26 protein-coding genes are annotated in these 21,275 nt (G+C 35.7%); 5 read left to right on the top strand and 21 right to left on the bottom strand.

The window, feature by feature from the left end; genetic code table 11:
- Positions 1-8 precede the first annotated feature (8 nt).
- The 3 genes from dtd (at position 9) to H5J24_RS19905 (ending at position 2,969) form a co-directional block, all read left to right on the top strand.
- Positions 9-458 carry a D-aminoacyl-tRNA deacylase gene (dtd, locus tag H5J24_RS19895; RefSeq protein ID WP_068938928.1) on the top strand — a complete coding sequence of 150 codons (450 nt, stop codon included), beginning with the start codon at positions 9-11 and terminating at the stop codon, positions 456-458.
- A gap of 6 nt (positions 459-464) precedes the next feature.
- Positions 465-1,061, top strand: a complete 597-nt coding sequence (locus H5J24_RS19900) for a hypothetical protein (protein ID WP_068938926.1) — start codon at positions 465-467, stop codon at positions 1,059-1,061.
- Positions 1,062-1,313: 252 nt separating this feature from the next.
- The gene (locus H5J24_RS19905) at positions 1,314-2,969 is read left to right on the top strand and encodes a S8/S53 family peptidase (protein ID WP_068938924.1); all 1,656 of its coding nucleotides are present in this window, start codon (positions 1,314-1,316) and stop codon (positions 2,967-2,969) included.
- A gap of 203 nt (positions 2,970-3,172) precedes the next feature.
- Here H5J24_RS19905 and H5J24_RS19910 read toward each other — a convergent pair whose 3' ends face one another.
- From H5J24_RS19910 to H5J24_RS19970, 13 genes are all read right to left on the bottom strand, one after another.
- The gene (locus H5J24_RS19910) at positions 3,173-3,685 is read right to left on the bottom strand and encodes a hypothetical protein (RefSeq protein WP_068938922.1); all 513 of its coding nucleotides are present in this window, start codon (positions 3,683-3,685) and stop codon (positions 3,173-3,175) included.
- Between the two features lie 59 nt (positions 3,686-3,744).
- The gene (locus tag H5J24_RS19915; protein ID WP_232815806.1) at positions 3,745-4,080 is read right to left on the bottom strand and encodes a hypothetical protein; all 336 of its coding nucleotides are present in this window, start codon (positions 4,078-4,080) and stop codon (positions 3,745-3,747) included.
- Positions 4,081-4,456: 376 nt separating this feature from the next.
- Positions 4,457-5,143, bottom strand: a complete 687-nt coding sequence (locus H5J24_RS19920; RefSeq protein ID WP_068938918.1) for a DUF1361 domain-containing protein — start codon at positions 5,141-5,143, stop codon at positions 4,457-4,459.
- Positions 5,144-5,155: 12 nt separating this feature from the next.
- Positions 5,156-6,526 (bottom strand): DUF4153 domain-containing protein, encoded by a 1,371-nt coding sequence (locus H5J24_RS19925; protein ID WP_068938916.1) that lies wholly within the window; start codon positions 6,524-6,526, stop codon positions 5,156-5,158.
- Positions 6,527-6,550: 24 nt separating this feature from the next.
- Positions 6,551-6,844 carry a hypothetical protein gene (locus H5J24_RS19930; protein ID WP_068938914.1) on the bottom strand — a complete coding sequence of 98 codons (294 nt, stop codon included), beginning with the start codon at positions 6,842-6,844 and terminating at the stop codon, positions 6,551-6,553.
- An 11-nt stretch (positions 6,845-6,855) separates the two neighbouring features.
- Positions 6,856-7,341, bottom strand: a complete 486-nt coding sequence (locus H5J24_RS19935) for a Coq4 family protein (protein ID WP_068938912.1) — start codon at positions 7,339-7,341, stop codon at positions 6,856-6,858.
- A 12-nt stretch (positions 7,342-7,353) separates the two neighbouring features.
- Entirely contained in the window at positions 7,354-7,653 is a 300-nt protein-coding gene (locus H5J24_RS19940; protein WP_228407544.1) for a hypothetical protein, read from the bottom strand.
- 9 nt (positions 7,654-7,662) lie between these two features.
- The gene (locus H5J24_RS19945) at positions 7,663-7,959 is read right to left on the bottom strand and encodes a hypothetical protein (protein ID WP_068938908.1); all 297 of its coding nucleotides are present in this window, start codon (positions 7,957-7,959) and stop codon (positions 7,663-7,665) included.
- A gap of 12 nt (positions 7,960-7,971) precedes the next feature.
- Entirely contained in the window at positions 7,972-8,811 is an 840-nt protein-coding gene (locus H5J24_RS19950) for a metallophosphoesterase (RefSeq protein WP_068938906.1), read from the bottom strand.
- A 60-nt stretch (positions 8,812-8,871) separates the two neighbouring features.
- Entirely contained in the window at positions 8,872-9,162 is a 291-nt protein-coding gene (locus H5J24_RS19955) for a winged helix-turn-helix domain-containing protein (RefSeq protein ID WP_045492574.1), read from the bottom strand.
- A 98-nt stretch (positions 9,163-9,260) separates the two neighbouring features.
- Positions 9,261-9,782: a hypothetical protein gene (locus H5J24_RS19960; RefSeq protein ID WP_232815807.1), complete on the bottom strand. Its 522-nt coding sequence runs from the start codon at positions 9,780-9,782 to the stop codon at positions 9,261-9,263.
- A 2-nt stretch (positions 9,783-9,784) separates the two neighbouring features.
- On the bottom strand, positions 9,785-10,402 hold the full coding sequence (locus tag H5J24_RS19965) for a hypothetical protein (RefSeq protein WP_068938902.1): 618 nt from the start codon (positions 10,400-10,402) through the stop codon (positions 9,785-9,787).
- 258 nt (positions 10,403-10,660) lie between these two features.
- Positions 10,661-11,425: an enoyl-CoA hydratase/isomerase family protein gene (locus H5J24_RS19970; protein ID WP_068938900.1), complete on the bottom strand. Its 765-nt coding sequence runs from the start codon at positions 11,423-11,425 to the stop codon at positions 10,661-10,663.
- A 347-nt stretch (positions 11,426-11,772) separates the two neighbouring features.
- Between H5J24_RS19970 and H5J24_RS19975 the strand changes: the two genes are divergently transcribed.
- The gene (locus tag H5J24_RS19975) at positions 11,773-12,321 is read left to right on the top strand and encodes a phage tail protein (protein WP_068938898.1); all 549 of its coding nucleotides are present in this window, start codon (positions 11,773-11,775) and stop codon (positions 12,319-12,321) included.
- Between the two features lie 34 nt (positions 12,322-12,355).
- Positions 12,356-13,183: a T9SS type A sorting domain-containing protein gene (locus tag H5J24_RS19980; RefSeq protein WP_068938896.1), complete on the top strand. Its 828-nt coding sequence runs from the start codon at positions 12,356-12,358 to the stop codon at positions 13,181-13,183.
- 71 nt (positions 13,184-13,254) lie between these two features.
- Here H5J24_RS19980 and H5J24_RS19985 read toward each other — a convergent pair whose 3' ends face one another.
- The 8 genes from H5J24_RS19985 to pcaF form a co-directional block, all read right to left on the bottom strand.
- Positions 13,255-13,956: an SMUG2 DNA glycosylase family protein gene (locus H5J24_RS19985; protein WP_068938894.1), complete on the bottom strand. Its 702-nt coding sequence runs from the start codon at positions 13,954-13,956 to the stop codon at positions 13,255-13,257.
- 9 nt (positions 13,957-13,965) lie between these two features.
- Positions 13,966-14,745, bottom strand: a complete 780-nt coding sequence (locus H5J24_RS19990; RefSeq protein ID WP_068938892.1) for a DUF4241 domain-containing protein — start codon at positions 14,743-14,745, stop codon at positions 13,966-13,968.
- A gap of 156 nt (positions 14,746-14,901) precedes the next feature.
- Positions 14,902-15,063, bottom strand: a complete 162-nt coding sequence (locus tag H5J24_RS19995; protein WP_167386942.1) for a bacteriocin-like protein — start codon at positions 15,061-15,063, stop codon at positions 14,902-14,904.
- Positions 15,064-15,243: 180 nt separating this feature from the next.
- Complete coding sequence (gene paaZ / locus H5J24_RS20000; protein WP_068938890.1) at positions 15,244-17,739, bottom strand: phenylacetic acid degradation bifunctional protein PaaZ; 2,496 nt, start codon at positions 17,737-17,739, stop codon at positions 15,244-15,246.
- A gap of 26 nt (positions 17,740-17,765) precedes the next feature.
- Positions 17,766-18,593: an alpha/beta hydrolase gene (locus H5J24_RS20005; RefSeq protein ID WP_068938888.1), complete on the bottom strand. Its 828-nt coding sequence runs from the start codon at positions 18,591-18,593 to the stop codon at positions 17,766-17,768.
- A 37-nt stretch (positions 18,594-18,630) separates the two neighbouring features.
- Positions 18,631-19,200 (bottom strand): transposase, encoded by a 570-nt coding sequence (locus tag H5J24_RS20010; protein ID WP_068938886.1) that lies wholly within the window; start codon positions 19,198-19,200, stop codon positions 18,631-18,633.
- Positions 19,201-19,283: 83 nt separating this feature from the next.
- Positions 19,284-19,877: an acyltransferase gene (locus tag H5J24_RS20015; RefSeq protein WP_068938883.1), complete on the bottom strand. Its 594-nt coding sequence runs from the start codon at positions 19,875-19,877 to the stop codon at positions 19,284-19,286.
- Between the two features lie 98 nt (positions 19,878-19,975).
- On the bottom strand, positions 19,976-21,181 hold the full coding sequence (pcaF, locus tag H5J24_RS20020) for a 3-oxoadipyl-CoA thiolase (RefSeq protein ID WP_068938881.1): 1,206 nt from the start codon (positions 21,179-21,181) through the stop codon (positions 19,976-19,978).
- Positions 21,182-21,275 lie beyond the last annotated feature (94 nt).

A 21,275-nucleotide genomic window follows, 5' to 3' on the forward strand; every position in this document is an offset into this window, starting at 1 on the left:
AATAAACAATGAAGATCGTTATACAAAGAGCCTCTGAAGCCAGCGTAAAAGTAGACGGAAAGATCGTAGGTGAAATAGGGAAAGGACTCATGCTGCTGGTAGGCATTGATGAGAATGATGAAAAAGCAGATGCAGATTGGCTGGTACAAAAAATACTCAACTTAAGAATCTTTGGAGATGAAGATGATAAATTGAATCTTTCTGTAAAGGACATTTCCGGAGAAATTCTTTGCATCAGTCAGTTTACACTGATTGCTGATTACAAAAAAGGAAACCGCCCTTCTTTCATCAAAGCAGCCAAACCAGATAAAGCTGTTCCGTTATTTGATTATTTTAAAGAAGAAATAGCAAAATCCGGATTGAAAACAGAAAGCGGTATTTTCGGAGCGGATATGAAAGTTTCATTGATCAATGACGGGCCTGTCACCATTGTTATGGATTCCATTACAAAAAACTGATTACAAATGAGCAAAAAGAATATGGTTATCGCTTATCTTGTATTGACATTGATTTTCCTGAGTGAAGTTGTTTTAAATTTTAATCAATACAGTTATAGCGGATATTATACAGACAAAATTATCAGCTGGCTCTGGCTGGCAATGACTGTTTTCATCATCATCAGGCTTTGGAAGGAAAAAGCAATTAAGGCTTATTTTGGTCTTTTGATTGCCGGAATTATTTTGAGTATTCTCCCAATGATGATTCCTTTCTTTGCCCTTGTCAGTTATTTTTCAACCATTGACAGCTACCAGAGAATTCAATTAGAAGACAATTATCGAATAGAGAGGCATCGTCCCGGAGCATTGTCTAAACCGCAAATCGCTATTTACAAACAGGAAGGTATTCTTGAAAAAAGAGTCTGCAAAACACCTTACGTTGAAGTTTTAGAAAAAGTTTTACAGCTTCCCTGGGTTGATATTCCAAGTGAGAAAAAACAAGAACCTATTCAGGAGGCAAAACTTGTAAAATCCAACAAAGACAGCCTTGGAATTGAATATAAAATTATGGATAAAAAGCAGGTTTTTTATCATAAAATTCAGCAAGATCAATTTGAAGATTAACCGGATTAACTCCTCATTGTATTCAAATAAAGAAATACCTTTCAGCAAAACTGAAAGGTATTTCTTTATAAAAATGGCGGAAAATTATACGATAAAAACCGCTCGTAAATTATGCAGATTTCATGAATTCCCTTTAGATAAAGACATAAACAAGTTGTTGAAAAATAAATTCACAAAAACGTGATTTGTTTTCATTTTATTATTATTTTTGATATTATCCAAATTTATTCACAACCATTTAACAAAAATAATATGAAAACAAAAATCAAATTCCTTATTCTCTTTGTATTCTGTTTTTTCCTTTCATTTGCACAATCTCCATCAGATCGCAGTGTTCCGCAAAACGATCTGATCTATGTATGTTTTGCAAAAGGTATCTCTTCAGAAAAAGATGCACTTAGTAAAAATCCTGAACTGGAAAGATTTGTGAAGGAAAATAGAATATCATTTACTTATGATCTAGGTTTTAGCAATGAAAAGATCAATGAAATGATCGCTAGCAGCAGATTGAACGGAAATTCCGGAGAGTCTGTTCAAAAACTGAAAAGGATATTCAAAGCGGATGTTCCTGTTCAAAATGCTGATACTTTTCAAAGACTTACTCAAGCTCTTGAAAAATTTCCTGAAATAGAATATGTATCTGTGATGAGCAGTACTCCTGTTGAACCACCTCTTGTCAACATGTTTGTAGCAACACCTGATCTCGAAAATCTTCAAATGTATCTGAATGACAATCCGGGAATCAATGCAAAATACGCATGGTCAAGAGGAATTACCGGACAAAACATCCGTATCCGCGATGTGGAATATGGTTTCTACAAAACTCACGAAATGCTAGCGAATCAGAACTCCATTCAGCTAGAACCTGGATATTCTCCTAATTCAGGATTAGCGAACAATAATTACCGGGATCACGGAACAGCTGTTGTAAGTATTTTAGGGTCTATAAAAGATAATATCGGCCTTACTGGAGCTGTTTACAATGCTTCAGAAATAAAAGGCTATATGGAATGGACCACTGTTGGATATAACAGAGCTTCAGCGGTAAGCAGATCCATTAATGCCTCACAAGCCGGAGATATCATTTTATATGAAATGCAGACTGGTGGAAAAGACGGCCAATATTGTCCTGCTGAATATGACAGTGTGATATGGGATCTTACAAAAGCAGCGACAGATTCAGGGATCATCATCATTGCGGCAGCAGGAAATGGGAATCAGGACCTTGATGAACCTTTCTATGCAATGTACAGATCCAGAGGAAACAGCGGCGCCATCATTGTAGGAGCCGGAACTCCTAATACTACTCATTCAAAACAAAGCTTCAGTACTTATGGAAGCAGAGTGGATGTACAAGGGTGGGGAAGCAGCGTTCTGGCTGCAGGATATGGATCGTATGCAAAGTATGACAATGATAATAACAGAACTTACAATTATTTCAGCGGAACCAGTTCTGCAACGCCTACAGTAGCTTCTGCAGCGGTACTGATTCAGGCTTTTTACCGTCAGACTACAGGACAGAATTTAAGTCCGGCTGCTATGAGAAATCTTTTGGTTTCTACAGGAATTCCACAGGGAGGAACTGATGTGAATAAAAAAATTGGTCCACTTCCAAATGTAAGAAATGCCATTTTACAACTGGAAGGTAAATCTACAGCTTCCGCCAAAGCCTTACCTGCTTTGGAAGTGAAAATTTATCCTAATCCATCCAGCGGCTATATCGCTATTCAAGCTAGCGAAGATAAAAAACTGGACATTGAAATTATCAATATGTATGGAAGATCAGTGATAAAAAGTATGGTTGCTTCCGGTGAAAGAATTAATATTTCAAATCTTCCTACTGGTCAGTATATCATTAATATCAATGAAGGAACGAGACGGGTGGTAGAGAAGTTTACTAAATTATAGTGAAGAGGCGGGAAGATGGAAGAATGAAGTGGGAAGTTACTTTTAGTTGTTCTGTGACTATAAGTAAGATAAAGTAGTTTTTGTAAAATCAAAAAATACTATTGCTATTCTTTATAACTTTGATCACTTCCATCCTTCAATTCAAAACAAAAAAACTTCTTTCATTGCTGAAAGGAGTTTTTTTGTCTTAACTTTTATAACAATTATTTCGCAGGAACGCTGCTGAAATTAAGGGCTACTTTAATATTCATATCCGAAGAAGTCTGGTTCTTCAGCTCATACACTGTTCTTACAGTAAGTCCTGAGCTTTTTACAATGCTATCCAGGAATCCTGTATCATTCAAATCTAAACTCATGCTGGATGAATTGGTAGATATGTTAGAACGGGACGCAATCAGCCTCTCCCCTGTTCCACTGGATGAAACATATATCTTAATCGTTTTAAATGCACTTAGATTTCCGCCTGAAGGAGATGCTACAGAAATTTTCGCATCTGAAATTCTTACATCTTTAATCTGTGCGTTATTATTTCCCCCAAACCAGGTTTGTACATTGGCAGCAGTTGCTGTTGAGGAAACTTCTTTATCCGCAGGAACCCCCGTAGAAACTAAAACATTCGTTGTATAGGGAAATGTATTCTGAACCAGCGACTGTACGGTTCCGCAACTTACAAGTACAGCTGAGACGGCCATTGCTGTTAGAACTATATTTTTCATAATTTTTAAATTTAAACTTCAGGTATTAATTTGCAGAAACTGTACCAAATTGATTTTCCTTACTCAATGCTTACGGTAAAATGACCTTTGGTATTTCCGGAGGCCATATTACTTTTCCCAATGATCAGCCATACTTCACCTTTCTCAGGAATTTCATAAGTCAGCTCTCTTCCGAATGGCCCATCATAATTTCCATTGGGAAGTTTTATTTGATTGAATCTGATATTGAAATATTTTTCTTTTGTTGAAATTTTTGCTTTAATAGTAGACTGTTCAAAGTTGGTCAGTTTTAAAATCATTTCCTGATCATCATTTTTGAATTCTTCTCCCAATGTAAAAGGAAGCTGAGATGCATCTGCTGTTCTTACAATCTGCCCTTCTTTTTCACTTCTCATCACTCCTTTACGTAAAACATCCTTGGTAGCAGGAGCATTGTTAATAATTGAATCTTTTTTCTCAATGCTGAAGAATCTGCTTTATAAACTGAGTCCGGCATTTCTGTTACAATGGCTGAATCCTTTTGAGATACATCTGTCACAGCAGGATCTTTTTTACATGAAATTATAATCAATGGAATTAACAATAAGCTTTTTTTTCATAATAATTAATTTTAAGGAAGAAAAGAGAGGAAGCTGGAGGCAGGGAGATGGAAGTTATTACAATTTACCATACATCCGAAGTAATATTTTTTTGAAATATCCCATTGCATTCCATTTTCTAGTCAATCCTGGTTAATCGGTTTTTTTAAATGCTAAAATTGTTCCAACTCTTTTAAATGGTGGTTTTTTCAGATCGAAGAATATTTTCATTATTACTCCTAATCAACTTAAAAGTGAAATACATAAAATTGAGCATGATCCCCATCAAAAGGGTGACGCCCCAGGTTTTTGTATATTCAAGCGGAGAGATAAAACGCACTACAATATCATTGAATAGGCCGAAAGGATTATTCAAAACGTCCCAACTGTTCCATCTCAGAAATCTTCCCAGATAAACTCCAAAGCTGCTCATAAAAAGAAAGAGGACTACAATGCCATTAATCATTCTTTGTTTACTATAACCGGACAGAAGTTTTTCAATATCATTAAGGCTTAAAAAGCCACAGATAAGGCCTGTCCACGCATAGGAAAGTATCACAATCAGATCATACCAGATCGGTATAGTGTTTCTTGCTTTTAAATGAAAAAGATCAGTCAGGATATAGGGTGAGTTGGGAAAAAATAAAATCCAGACTATAATAATTGCAGCAATGGATATTTTACTTTTAATATTGAATGCCAAGATAAAAGTACTCAGAAACAAAGGGATCCATGCCAGAAATAGGTTCCAATTGAGGAAGAAAAACACCTTTGTTTCACTGATGTAATATCTGAAAAGGGAAAGGCTGAAGCAGAATAAGGTCATGAATACCAATAATACATTTATTTTAAACCGTGGAGATTCCATTAACTTTTTCATCCTATTTTCTTATTAGTTGATGGTTTGATAATAGATGATCTTTGAAAGGAAAGGTTTCGACTTTTCTACTTTAATTTTGTTCTGAAGATCTCTTTTAAGCTTTTGATCATTCTTTTCTTCCGCATATTTCATAAGACTCTTTTCACTAAAATTAACTGAACCAAAATGGTAATTAACCGCAAAATCGTTACGTTTCATATTCTGAGAAGTGATGAACCCTCCCCAGTTGATATAGCTGCAAATCAGAATCGTCCCATAAAGGTACCACGCCATGGTATTGAAAAGGAAAGCGTTTCTTTTTTGTTTTTGAATTTTCATAAAAGTTAAACCAAGTCCCACCAGAGCTAAAAGAAGGAATGCAAAAACGCCCAGTCTCTTATATGTAAAGGCATAATTAACAATATATTCGTAGTTTTTGGCTGCGGCAGAGAGAATTAGAACAGCATTCAACACAATCCATACTTTAGCTAAAATTTTCAGCAGCTTTGCTTTGGAATCAAAATTGAAACCTGATTTAAAGTAGAACATGATCACCAGAATAGCCATCACAATAGACATAATCACTGCATTGACACGCTCATGAGTTTCTTCTGAAAGCTGAACCGGTGTTTTTGAAACTTCATAAAACTGTTCATAATTATAGGTGATGATGAAGAATATCAACAAAATATTCAGACAAAAGAAAGATACTACTCCACTCGCCCTTTCCGCATTCAGATCAAGAAAAGAATAAGTTGCCTTAGGCTCCTGAGCGCTTTTCTGAAAGTCGTTATCTAAATAATGATGATTCTTGTAAATCAGTTTTTCAACAGCAAAATTCCAGAAATTAAAAGCAATAAAGAATCCTAAAACAGTAAGACAGAAGATCTGCCAAAGATTGATATCCAGTTCATAATCTGTGAAAAGTGCGGCAAAATGATCACTCCCAGCGGCATAAATCCCAAAGAAAACAGAGATAAGAATGAGTGGAATGAGCACAAAGGCCACGATCTTCTGCCACATTCCGGGAACATTTCTTTGAGGCAGCCATTTATCCAGCATAAATACCCTGCATATTGAAGTACAGCCATTGGTGATAAAAACAGGAATTAAAAAAAGGATTTTCATTTTCCTGTTTCTCGATTTATAAGCTAATAAAAGCAGTGAACTTGCTACTGCCAGGAATGACGGAAAATCTCCATACCAAGCAAATGCAATCCCCGAAAGTATACTTGTCCCTGTAAGCAAATAAAATACTCTGGTTTTCTTTTTTTGAGGAGTTTTAAAGAAATTCAGAATTGCATATAAAATTCCAAGGATTCCAAAATTCAGCCCCATGTCCTGATCATAGAACAGGACTACAAAAAGGGCTGTTGTTAGAAATATATAGTGATGTGTTTTCATGATAATAAATATTTAAAAATTAGATTATGAAAAATTGAAAATAATAAGAAGATATATTGCTGCGATTGGAATATTTGCCAGCAAAAGGAGAACAGAGTTTCCCGAACCTTTTCTTTCAGAAATATCCATCAGGAAATGAAGCAACTCATATAAAAGTACTGTCATGTTCACAGGTATTGCAAAAATTACATAGATCAACCCACAAACCAGCAAGTCCTCATTTTTGGTGATAAAAAATAATAAAAACAAAAATGTACCAAGACCGAAAGAAATAAGAAAAGTATATTTTCCGGCAGGGCTAAACTTTATATTTTCCATGTCACGTGCGTTTAATGTAAAACAACTGTATCTTTCTGTTGGATAAAATCTTTCAGGTGTTCAAAATTCTGCCAAAGCAGACCTTCGAAATCCCATTCGTGGAAGGCTCTCATCGTTTGCCCTTTTCGATAGGCTTTCATATATATCTTCAAATATTCAGGCAGGATAAAGGTTCCCAGTACAACAGCTGCTAAAAGATGAGCATTGAGCTTTCCGTTTCCAAGTAAAAGATATTGCATCGCAATTTCATCTTCGAAGTTGGTTCCACAATCAGTAATCAGATGATGAACATCATGATTTTCCATTTTGGGAATCATTGAAAACCCATGTTTATGATAGAATTCCCCTAATTTCCTTCCTAACGAATCTTCCTGAAACTCCAGCAACTGTCTTTCATTGAACTGCCATTGTCTCTTTTTCTTTTTAAAGTATTTTCTGTAGAGTTTTTGAGTTTTATCGTACACAAAAAGCAGAAACTGAACGCGTATTTTTTTCATAGTGTTATGTATTTAAAAGATTAGATTCCACCCTATGATGGTATAAAGAGCGGCAATGGGAATATTCCACAAAAGATATCCTGCAGATTGAAAACAGGTTTTACGTTTGAGCTTGTTGATCATTCCATAGAGCATGAGACCTGCTAAAACCAGAAGATTGAATATGGATCCATAAATGAGTAGCAAAAAACCAAAGTCTGCGAATTTGAATTCTTTTGTAAGGATATATCCCAAAAAACAAATATTCCCTGCGAGGAAGAACAGTCCGAATATGGCTTTTCCTAAGTTTAAAATATTTCTTTCTGACATCATTAGAATAATTTAATTAAATAAACAGTTCCCTATTGCCCCATACAGAGTTGCAATGGGAATATTGATTAAGAGTATACCAACTGCCTTTAAGCAGGCTAAAAATTTTGACCGATATATTATACCGTAAATCAAAAAAGATAAAACACACAATATATTTACCGGCACTCCGAAATAAACCAGCATATAACCTGCTCCAGCAAAACCTCCTTCCTTGGTTATTATCGCTCCTAAAAGAAAGATACTTCCCAACACAAAAAAGACTCCGAATATAGATTTTCCGAGATTGATGATTTCTTTGTCTTCCATTTAATTAATTATTTAAGCTTGAGTTAATGTAAAAACAGTAATTTCGGGGCGAACCATAAATCTTACTTGGAAAGAATGTCCGAGGGCACGATTGATATACAACATTCTTCCATCTTTCAGATCAATCTCTCCGGATACATATTTTTTGTTTTTCACCGGAAGTATGGGGGTGATAATTCCGGGAATCCTGCATTGCCCGCCATGGGTATGCCCACTTAAAATCCAGCCCTGGTAGCCATTCCATATATCCAGATCACAAGCATCAGGATTATGACAAAGCACAATATTGGCTTTAGATGGATCATAGTTTGTCATCGCTTCTAAAGGTTGAAAATGGGGCGACCATAGGTCTTCAAAGCCTATAAAATTTAATCCACGGCTTTCAGCCTGAGCATTTCTGAGCATTGTAATTCCTGAATTACTTAACGTATCACACACTTCCTCCGAACATTCTGAATCATTCCAATTCTCCCCGTAATCATGGTTTCCTAAGATTCCAAAAGTTGCTGAAGTACCCAGCACACAGTTTTCCATTACTTTTCTTAAATCTGCCTGTTCCTGGGGAGTTCCACGATTTACAAAATCTCCTGTGTACACTACAAAATCTGGTTGATATTCTTTGGCCTTTTGAAAAGAGTCAATTAAAAAATTCCAGTCAAATCTTGCTCCTACATGCAAATCCGAAATCTGCATCAGTATTTTTCCATCCAATGCTTTAGGTAAGTTTTTCACAAGAAGTTTTCTTTGGACAAATTCAACCCAAAATGGTTCTACCTGCCATGAATACAATCCTGGGACAGTTCCCAACACTGAAACCTGTAGTATCTTTTTTAAAAATGTTTTTCTATTCATTATTGTTATTTTAAAACAAAGAACTTTGAAACACAAAGTAAAAATTCAAAAAATATAGGACTATCGTCCCAATAGTTTTTCCAGGGCATCCAGATGATCTGTAAAAGCCTGTCTCCCACTTTGTGTAACGCGATAAGAAGTTTTAGGTTTCTTCCCTACAAATTCTTTTTTCACTTCAATATAGCCCACTTTTTCAAGAGCATTACTGTGGCTGGCAAGATTTCCATCTGTAATTTCCAGCAATCCTTTCATTTCAGAGAAATCAACCCAGTCGTTTACCATAAGAACAGACATAATGCCCAGTCTTACACGACTTTCAAATTCTTTATTGAGTTGACTAATTTTGATCATTTTTAATTTATTTTTTGGGAAAACATTGCATCCCTATAGCTCCGCCTCCATATTCAAGAGCCAGATTATTATTTATTAATATGTACTGGCAACCATCATTAAAACCATTTCTGTCTGTATAACTTTTTTTGAAAAACATTAAAAGAATACATTCCTAAACCACTTCTCTTAAAACCTAATTTAACAGGTTCTCCATCTTTAATGGAAATACAATTTGCTTTGTCCAGCTTTTCTTTTAACGTTTTAATCTCATCTTCTGACCAGTTCAACTCAAACTTTAATTTTGATTTTGTTACATCAGAAACATTTATATCCCAATTTTGGTAGGTTAGTTGATTATCATTGAGAGAAGTAATTGTTATCCTCTCCAAAACTTTATCATTTTTAAACTCTATATCAACCATTTTATCAGAAGGTTTGATTTTATAATAGTATTGAATCAAATCATCTATTTCAGCTTTATTCTCAATATATTCTTCTTCAAGCTCTGTAACAGAATAATCTTTATCAAAAGTTCCAAAAGCTATGGTTATCATTACTATAAAAGTAATTCCAATTATAACAATAAGTCCTAAAATTCCGACTAGGCCAATAAAAATATATTTAGAGATTTTAGACATTCCTATTTATATTTCTTATGCATGATAAGACCATAAACTATATGTAAAATACCAAAACCTACAGCCCAGAAAAATAATCCCCATCCCAGAAAAAACAAGGAAAATAATCCAAGGATCACCTCACAATATCCCAGGTATTTTATATCCGGTAAAGTGTATCTCTCAGCACTTACCAGGCCCAACCCATAGAATATCAATGTCGTAGGCGCTACCCATACTATTAAATGATGGTATATAAGGGCTGTACAAAAGATCCCTCCGGCCGCTAACGGGACTGCAAAGGTAACTAAAAGTCGCTTGGTAGTGGCATCCCAGATCTTTAATCCTTTCTTTTTACTTTTATTGGCTGTAAAAATGTATCCACTGAAAACAGCAACAACCAGAACTACCAATCCGGTAATGATTAGCTCTTGCACCAATGCATGGGTGAAGCTCAATCTCCCTCCATTGATGTATTCCATTTTTTTACTCTCCATAGCAAAATAGGCATACCCAGCACCTAAAAGCGCCACTACACCAGCTACCACTCCGGAGAGACCGCTTAAAGAAATAAATCTGGAAGACCGCTCCATCATGGAACGGATATGGGATAAATCTTCGTGATAATTTTTCGAATCCATAAAAAGAACTTTGAATTACAAAGTTATAATTTTTTTTTACTCATCAAAATATTTTTTTTATTTATAATGATTTTTTTTATCAGCCTAGTCTTATAATTTTTAACTTTAAGATTATCTGATCTATATGAAACCGGAACAAAAGTAATGGTAACATATTTTAAGTACAGCAAGGAGATTCTTTCTCTTGTCCATTTTGAGAATAAGGATCAAAAAAGCCGCTGAAGTGATCAGCGGCTGAATATTTTGAAGAACAAAAAACTATTTTGCTCTCAGTCTTTCTTTAATGGCTTCAATATTCTTTTTTGCAGAATCTTCTAAAATAAGGCTGGCACTCATATGAATTCTCGCTGGCATCAGTTCATTGAAATGGTCTGTACCTTCCCATGAAACCTTCTTAATCAATGCCAGAGCATCACTGCTTCTGGAAGCTAGGGTTTGTAAGAACTTCTCAAGCTTTTCATCCATTTCCTGGATGTTATCTGAAACGGAATGATATACATTATGCTGTTCTGCCCATTCAGCAGATCTGAAATCAGCATCAATAGCCATTGCTGAGAATTGTGATTTTCCGATCTTTCTTTCTACGTAAGGTCCGATGACGAAAGGTCCGATTCCTAAATTGATTTCTGTAAGTGCCAATGCAGAATCTTTTGTTGCAAAACAGTAATCAGCACCACAGGCAATTCCTACTCCGCCGCCGGTTGTTTTTCCCTGAACTCTTACCACCACAATCTTTCCGCAATTTCTCATTGCGTTCAGTACTTTAGCAAAACCTCCGAAAAATTTTGTAGAAGCTTCCAGTTCTTCTATCGCAAGAAGTTCATCAAAGCTTGCTCCTGCGCAGAATGCTTTCTCTCCTTCGCTTTTTACCAAGATTGCTTTAACCTCATCTTTAGCGCCTTCATCAAGGATAGTTTGAGCCAGTTTTTCTAAAATAGCTCCTGGAAGAGCATTACTTTTTGGGGTTCCGAAAGTAATTTCGGCAATATTATTTTTGATTTCTGATACAACGAATTCGTTCATTTTAATTTTTATTGGATTCTTACAAAAATACTAAATACAGTGCTTTTGGAGAAACTTAAAGAGGAGAAATTCATGCTATTTTTCAGGCTGGAAGCTGGAAAAGGGAGGTTGGAAGTTATTATTGAGCAAATATTTACGGATTGTTTTATTTTAAATACATAATTCCCACCTTAATGATGGAAGAATATCTCTTTACGTAGAAATACGGAGTCTTTAATTTGGTATTTTCTACTCTAGTACTGCCTTTTTATTAGTTGTTCCTTTGGATAAGAAAATAAATCACTTAACGGCGGAATCTGAAAAGCCATCAATAGAGTAAGAAATTAAAGGCTAAAAAAATATATACCATGGAAGAGTACATTGGAATCGTTAAATTATTTGCAGGAAATTTTGCACCAAGAGGATGGATGTTCTGTGATGGAAGCTTAATAAGCATTTCAAGAAATTCAGCACTATTCTCAATATTAGGAACTACATACGGTGGAGATGGTATTACCACTTTTGCATTACCCAACCTGAAAGGCCGTATGGCTCTTGGGGCTGGAAATGTAAACGCCAACGAATATTATCCTTTGGGTGTAACGGCAGGGACCACACAAAATACTCTTTTACAGTCGAATCTTCCAAGTATTGGAGCTGGATTTCAGCTTAAAATAGTGAATCAAAATGCAAATACAGCTACCCCTACAGCGGCATCTTCTCTTGCCATCACCGGAATTCCAAATGGAAGAAATTTCCAGGCAGTACCCAGTTTTATAGATACAGATCCCAACACTGCAATCAATACAAAATCTATTTCTTTTACGGGGCAGAATCTTCCGGTCAATAATATGCCTCCTTATCTGGGATTAAATTATATCATTTGTGTTGAAGGCATTTATCCTCCACGGGATTAATACATATAATAACCTAATATTTAAAACAAAAATCATGAAAAGCACTACTATTTTTGCAATCTGTAGTCTGCTCATTTCAATTTTTTCATTTGGGCAGACCAGTACAGAGACTTTTGAAACTGAATCTAATGGAAGCAGCAGTTTTACTGACAACGGAGTTGTCTTTAATATCATTTCACATACTTCTACTTTCGATATAGGAGTTTATCCGGGTACTGGATGGAATGGTACAGCAGTTGACAACAGATATATTGATAATACAGACTTTGTAAGTCTAGCCACTCCCAACCCATCATTCAGTATAAAAACAACCTCAAACCTTTTCAAAGTAAATAGATTTTGGGTGTATGTCGCTAATGATCTTTCAAATCCTGTTGCAACAGGCTCTCTTACCATAACAGGAAAGCTTAGTGGAGTAACGAAATTCTCTACTATAAAAACCAATAATTTCTCAACCAGCCTTGGTTTGACGAATGGATATACCCTTATTGACCTTACTAATCTCAATGGACAAAACTACTCCAACATTGTAATTGACCAACTTCAGCTTACTCTTGGAGGTAACTATTATTACATTGGACTGGATGGTTTTAGGTGGGTAAAAGACAGTAATATTGTATTAGGAACCTCAGAAACTAAAAGCACTCAAAAAAACTTGACTCTTTATCCTAATCCAACCAACGGACCGCTTTCTATTAAAGCAGACTACAACTCAGATGCACAAGTCTATAGTATTGATGGCAAAATACTGAAAACTGTTCAGCTTCAGAAAGGACAGAATGAAATTAGTATTTCAGAGCTTCCTAAAGGAGTTTATTTTATCAAAACAGCTGCTGAATCTACTAAAGTTATTAAAAACTAATATACAGAAGTTTCATATCCGATCTTGTTCCCATAAAGATTCTAATTCATCAACAACACCCCTTGATTATATTAAGGGGATTGTTTTTTATCTTTTAATGCTAAAATATATTTGTCGATATACAACTGTTTCTCTTTAGACTTGTATTGCTGAATATATCGTGGATGCTCCAGAACAGTGATGCTATCAAAGAGCTGAGCTTCTTTATTAAGTTTTGAAATAAATTCGGCATTTTTCTTACCGAGAACAAATACTTCTGAAGTATCCAGATTCAGGCTGATATGTTTTTTCAGAGAATCAATCATAAAATCTTTTACATCCTGGAAAAGTTCTTTATCATCATAATAATTAGCATTGAGCCAGCCATTCTTGGTTTTTCTGACAATCGCCAACGGAAATGGAGAATTGATATAAATATCTTTATAAAACAAATCTGCTCCGCCATAATCAGCGATCATATCATACATAAATACGGAAGATACTTCATGAGTATAGGCAGATTCCATTTGTATTCCGCATACACTTTCCAATCGTTTGGTATCCGTAAACGGAACTCCTGTTATTCCTGCTCCATGCCGGCTGGGATTGATCCCTATCATAAACTTCCTTTTATGGGAATCATTATAATATTTATGATAAAACTTTTGCATGACCTCCATCGTCTCCGGATTATCCAGATACGGATTCAAAACTTCAAAGCCATCGGGAAGACTTCCGGAATAGGCCAGGTTTTCATTGAATTCAATAACCTGATCTGCAAAAGTTTTATTCATGGGTAAGTTTTATCTCAGAAAAACAAAATTATCTGGTGAATCCGGAGTTTCATCATCTTCATCCTCCTCATCTTCATCATATTCTGATAGTTCTAACTCAATATCAATAAAATGAATGTATACTCCACATAATTCATCTTGCTCATCATAAGCAAAATAAACAGGATATACTCCATCTCCTACTCCGCTTGCAAAGATTGGAATCTGGTATTCTGTACCAGGAACCGTCCAATTAATCCAATCTCCCAGATCTCTTTGATTTTTAGGATTTTCTTGATAACTTTTTGCAAACAGTTCAGCAAAATAATCGTCATAAATATTCTCTACATCCAATTCTTCAATAAACTTATCCACATGAGGAACTACTTCAGGGTCGGTAATGCATGCTAAACCTGCATCCACATTAAATCCAAAAAATGCGTCTTCATTGGCATCTTCAATATTTTCAATGCCAATTAATGCCTCTCTGTAAATCACCGGCTCTTCCTTAGTGAACTCTACTTTTGCCGCAGCATATCGATCTCCCCAATCCTCCAGTTTTACTACAGCAATGGTTACAGGAAAGTTTCCTTTGGGAACCTCAACAAAAAAAGGCTGCTCTTTCTGATTCAGATATACCAAAGGATCTCTTACGATTACTTTTCCGGATGGTAGGGAAACATTACCAATTTCCATCGTCTCCATCTTTTGATCCATAATTTCATCTAAGGTAAAATAGGTTTCAATATCTACAGGAGATATCAATTTGTCTTTGACCTCTTCCCATTTTTTCATCCAACTTTCGTTCATGATTATTTTTTGAATTGATTTTAAACCTGAAAATAATGAATAAATACGACCTCATCAAACAAGGCTCTGATTTTAACAAAAGATTATAAAATAAAGCAGCAAGCCATGATGATGACTTGCTGTTTGTTATGTTATTTAATTTTAAAATTAATTAAACTAGGAATCTGCACATATCACACAGGCTCCTAATCGGTCTGGCCATCTTCCGGGAATACAACATGTTCCCCGAGGACAAGAATGAGGAGTACAATTCCATATTGGCCCTGCTCCTTTAAGAGATCTCAATTCACTTCTTGAAAGTTTTTTTAAGTTTTCCATAGCAATTAGTTTTTGATATTCTCTCCTACTCTATATGCTTTTCGGATTTCGCCTACTAAAGTTAATCATTTTTAATGAAACCATCTATAATAAACTGATACGACTCAAGGTTCCTTAAACTCCTATAAAAAAGCAGCAAATTATTTCTAAAATGCTGCTTTTTTGTATTTTTATTTTGAATTAAATCAATCCAAACTGTTCGAAGTGATGCGTAAAATGCTTCTTATGCATCAGCTCCCACATTTCTTTGTTCAGTTTTCCGAATACGAAGTTCAGATGTTCTGCTTGTGGATTTTCTTTGTAATACACTACAAATCTTTTCAGATTATCAATGAATGACTGCTTGGCTGCTTCCAGATTTTTGTGAGTAAGTTCAGGAAGGGAACCATCTTGTGGTAAGAAAGGAGCAGTAAAATCCTTTGGCATTCCTCTATGATTGTAAAGGGAATCCTGCCATTTTTCAAGATGTTCTTCAGGAGTAAAGCATTTGTCTGCTTCAGGTTCTCCTAAGCTTACCAATACAGCCTGATCTAAATGCTCAATCATTTGCTGTGGAGACATTTTCCCCCAAAGTGAAGGAGTACTTTCTGTTAATCCACCTAGAATCTTCTGAACATTCTTCACCGTAAGATCTATGAAAGGAGATTGTTTTGCCACTAATGTTAAAATAGTTGCTACACAAACAACCTCATCTCTTTGATTAATAACCTCAACTAGCCATTTCACAACACCAGATGGAATATTTCTTCCTTTTACTCCTCTGTTAATCTTTTCTTTTGCTGTTAAATAAACTGTGATGGTATCACCAGCATATACAGGTTTAAAGAAGCTACATTCTTCTAGTCCATAATTGGCAATAACAGGTCCTTTTTTACCAGAAACAAATAATCCTGCAGCTGCTGAAAGAATAAAGTAACCGTGAGCAACTGTTTTATCGAAAATAGTTCCTGTTAAGCTTGTAGCATCAGTATGGGCATAGAAATGATCCCATGAAACGTTTGAGAAGTTGACGATATCTGCATCCGTAACAGTTCTTCCTGCTGTTTCAAGAGAATCACCCACTTCAACTTCTTCAAAATATTTCTGGAAAGGATGCTTGTCTGAGAATTTCTTCTCTGCCCCTTGCTGGTAAATTTTAGTAATGGCTTTCAATACATCCGGAGATCCCTGAATAGCTGTTTTTTGCAGGAAAAAATGAAGACCGCTTAATCCGCCCATTTCTTCTCCACCTCCTGCTCTACCAGGACCTCCATGCATTAATGTTGGAAGAGGTGAGCCGTGGCCTGTACTTTCTTTAGCATTATCTCTGTTTAACACAAAGATTCTACCGTGCTGAGAAGCCATTTTCCATGAGGTTTCTGCGATAAAGTTTTCATCGTGAGAAACAATAGATCCTACCAAACTTCCTTTTCCTCTTTTAGCCAAAGCAGCTGCTTCTTCAGCATCTTTATATGGCATTAATGTAGATACCGGCCCGAAAGCTTCTACGTCATGAGATATGTTTTTCTCGAAAGGCTTGTCATTAAGGAATAACTTGGGACTCATAAAGGCTCCGTTTTCATAGCTGGCATCTACCAACTCATGTTTTCCGTCATATACAAGTTCTGTTTCTGATTTTAAGATATTTACTTTTCTTAAAACTTCATCGTACTGCTGTCTTCCCACCAAAGATCCCATTCTGGTCTCTCTGCTTAATGGATTTCCTATTTTTGTTTGATCTAAAGCCTTGGATAAAGCATTCTGAACATCACCAATTAAATGTTCAGGAACAATAATTCTTCTGATCGCTGTACATTTCTGACCTGCTTTTGTGGTCATTTCATTACGAACTTCTTTGATGAATAAATCAAATTCCGGAGTTCCCGGTTTTGCTTCTAATCCAAGAATAGAGCAGTTCAATGAGTCTGCTTCCATATTGAAACGAACGGCATTTCCCGCAACAGATGGAAGGGATTTCAGCTTTCTTCCTGTAGTAGCGGAGCCCGTGAACAATACAGAGTCGCCATCCTGAACATAATCCAGAATATTTCCAGGTTCTCCACAAACTAATTGCACAGCTCCTTCTGGTAACACTCCACTTTCAATCATATCCTGGAATACTACATTTGTAAGATAAGATCCGAAAGGAGATGGTTTCACAATAGATGGTACTCCTGCTAACAATGATGTGGATAACTTTTCTAACATTCCCCAAACCGGGAAGTTGTAAGCGTTGATCTGTACAGAAACTCCTTCACTAGGTGTTAGAATGTGAGTTCCCAAATGAGTTCCGTTGGCAGAAATCTTCTGAGTATCACCATCTACCCAAAACGGAGTATTAGGAAGCATTCTTTTTGCTAATCCTGAATAGGTAAAGAAAGTACCAAAACCTCCTTCAATATCTACCCATGAATCAACGTGTGTTGCTCCTGTTTTATATGATAATTCGTAATATTTTTTCTTTCTTTCTAACAGGTAAAGGGCTACTTTTTTCAACATTTCTCCACGGTCGTAGAATGTCATTGAAGAAAGGTTTTTATATCCTACCGTTCTACCGTAGTCAAGAGCTTGTTCGAAATTAAGCCCCTCCGTATCAGAAATTGCTACCTGTTCTCCTGTTACAGCGTTGTATAGAGGAACTCCGGCTCCGGTTCCTTCTATCCATTGTCCGTAGATATAATTTTTTAGTTTTTCCATATATTCTTTTACTTTTTACTTATGATCTATTTCGGTTCCTGGTATGGAAACAATTTTACCAATCCTTCGTATAAACTTCTGTGAAGAATGGTTGCATGATTGTCTGTTTCCATCATTTTATAGTCTACCGTCCAGTTTTTCTTTCCTGCTTTTTTCAAAACATCAAATAAATCTTCTGCGTCTTTTATCATCACAGGATGCTCTCCTTTTCCTACAGAAACATAAACGAACTTTTTAGTATCTCCGGATTTTGAAAGTAATTGAGATGCCTGCTTCAAAAGACTTTCATCATCCCACCATAAGCTTGGACTGATGATGAAATAGTTATTGAACATTTCAGGTTTCTTCAATAAGATTTCTGTTGCTAAAAGCCCTCCGAGAGATTGTCCGAACAGGTATTTTTCTGTTGTCTTAAACTGACTTTCAACATAAGGTTTTAATTCCTTTTCAAAAAAAGTAATAAACTTATCTGAATGTCCCGTTGTAGGATAGTCTTTCTGTAAATCCTTTAAATCTGTATGAAATGTAAAATCTCTCTTTCTATCTATATTCGCAATTCCTACCACAATGGTTTCCGGCATGGAATACATCTGATTAAAGAACTGTACCAACCCTGTAACATGGATAAAGTCTTCATTCATACTTCCATCCAAAAGATAGATGATGGGATACGCTTTTGCTTTATCAAAATTTTGAGGAAGATAGATATTGAGCGTTCTTTCTTCATTCAGAGTTTTAGACTTAATCGTCTTCACCTCTCCTATCGTAAGCGGTTTTGTAGTAACAGTCTGTGCTGATACTATAGAGTTTACCGCAAACATCATACTGCATACAAGAGCAATTTTCTTAATCATATTTAATTTTTGTCTTCTAATTTAGTTTTAGATTTTTTTATTCTAAATCCATAAAGTCATATTCTACATTAGATACATGATATTTAATAAAATCTTCTGTTGTATCAAAATATTCCATCAATTGCATCCGCTCTACCTTACTAGGTTTAGATAAATTAGTATAGGAATTATATGATGTATATTTCCATTTGTTAATATCATTTACTAAGCCATGATTTACCGGATTGTTATGAATATAATGCAACACCTTTAATAAATATTTTTCATCATTAACTTTTTTACGTTTCAAAAAGTCAAGAAAAAGAGCACCTTTTCTATTGTACCTTTTGTTATAAGCTTTAGCATAGGCATTCAATAAATTACTAAAAGGCTTCATCAAATACTTATGGTCATTTTCATTAACTTCTTTAAATCTTAGCAGTAAATTGAAATGATTAGGTAATAAACAGTAAGCATAAACATCCGCAACAGGGGTAATATGCTTCAATAATTTATTTAAAAAGTACTGATAATTTTCATCTTCACGAAAAATCAAATCTTTTCCATTAGCGTGGGAATATATGTGATAGACATATCCGCACTCAAAACTTTCTGTATTACTAACCATTTATTTTTCATTTTGTGCTTATTTTTTTGAGAGGGGGGAGTGCAAACCTTATAGGTTTTAAAAACCTATAAGGTTTAGGTTATTTATTTTATATCATCCCAGATACTGTAATCCACAATTTTCGTTGGTGTCTGCTGAACATATTCAGTAAATGGTTCACAAGGCAGAATGGCTTCTTTTCCTTCTCTTGCCAATTCCTGATACAATTTTGTTCCTTCTGTTTTCCAATGGATCATTTCATCAGAAACATCGCGGATAACTTTTGCAGGGCTTCCTACAATCAGTTTTCTAGGTTCACATCTGAAATTAGCAGGAACGAAAGCTAAAGCACCGACAATACTTTCATCACCGATATAAGCTTTATCCATCACCACAGAATTCATTCCGATCAAACAGTTTTTTCCGATATGTCCTGAATGAATAATAGCTCCATGCCCAATATGAGCAGATTCTTCCAAAATGGTTTCTATATTCGGGAAAACATGAAGCGTACAGTTCTCCTGAACATTGGCTCCATCTTTAATGATAATTTTCCCCCAGTCGCCGCGTATTACGGCATTGGGACCAATATAGACTTCTTCACCAATTTCCACATTCCCGATAATCACTGCCTGTGGATGGATATAGGCAGATGGTTTGATAATGGGACGGATTCCGTGATATGAGTAGATGTTCATATTTTTTTAATTTGAGAATTTGAGAATGAGTTAATTTGAAAATGAATAATGCCGCTAAACATTTTCAAATTCTCAAATTGTTTCATTTTCAAATTGATTTATACTTTTTCAATGATCATTGCATAGCCTTGTCCAACACCGATACAAAGGGTACACAATGCATATTTCTTATCCTGTTTCTGAAGTTCCATGGCTGCAGAGCCGATGATTCTTGCTCCGGAAACACCTAGTGGGTGACCGATGGCAATAGCACCACCGTTTGGGTTAATTCTGGCATCATCATCCTGTAAACCTAAGCTTCTTGTTACAGCTAAAGCTTGTGCTGCAAAAGCTTCGTTTAATTCGATGATGTCCATGTCTTCAAGAGATAGGTTTAATCTTTTTAATAATTTTTGAGTAGCTTCTACAGGCCCGATTCCCATAATTCTTGGTTCTACACCTGCTACGGAAGATCCTAAAATTTTAGCTTTTGGTTTTAATCCATATTTTTTTACAGCTTCTTCGCTTGCTAAAATTAATGCTGCTGCTCCATCATTCATTCCTGAAGCATTTCCGGCAGTTACTGTTCCTTCTTTTCTGAAAGCCGGACGAAGTTTTCCTAATCCTTCCATGGAAGAAGTTGGTTTAATAAACTCGTCTTTTTCAAAAACGATGGGATCACCTTTTCTCTGTGGAATCTCAACTTTTACAATTTCTTCTGCTAATCTTCCACTTTCCTGAGCTTTGGTTGCTTTTTGCTGAGACCAAAGGGCAAATTTGTCCTGATCTTCCCTGTTGATCTGGTGCATGTCTGCAAGATTTTCTGCAGTGTCACCCATACCGTCAACACCATACATTTCTTTCATTTTGGGATTGATAAATCTCCATCCAAAAGTGGTATCATACATCTGGCTGTCTCTTCCGAAAGCTGCACTTGGTTTGGACATTACATAAGGAGAGCGCGTCATATGCTCTACTCCACCTGCAATATAAATTTCACCTTCACCAGCTGCAATGGAACGAAAAGCATTAGCTACCGCCGACATTCCTGAAGCGCACAGTCTATTTACCGTCTCACCTCCAATTTTATATGGAAGTCCAGCCAACAAAAGCCCCATTCTGGCTACGTTTCTGTTATCTTCCCCAGCCTGATTAGCACATCCGAAAATCACATCTTCAATTTCCTCCACAGGAACCTCCGGATTTCTTGCTACTACTTCTTTGATAACAATAGCTGCCAAATCATCGGCTCTTACTTCTGATAATCCTCCCTGTAGTTTTGAAATGGGAGTTCTGACATAGTCTATGATGTATACGTTGTTCATAATTTTAATTTGAAAATGAGTCAATTTGAAAATTTGAAAATTTTAGATAAGTAAAATTAAAGGTGCTCGATAATTTTCAAATTACCGCATATTC

Source organism: Chryseobacterium capnotolerans (assembly GCF_021278965.1).
GTDB lineage: Bacteria > Bacteroidota > Bacteroidia > Flavobacteriales > Weeksellaceae > Chryseobacterium > Chryseobacterium capnotolerans.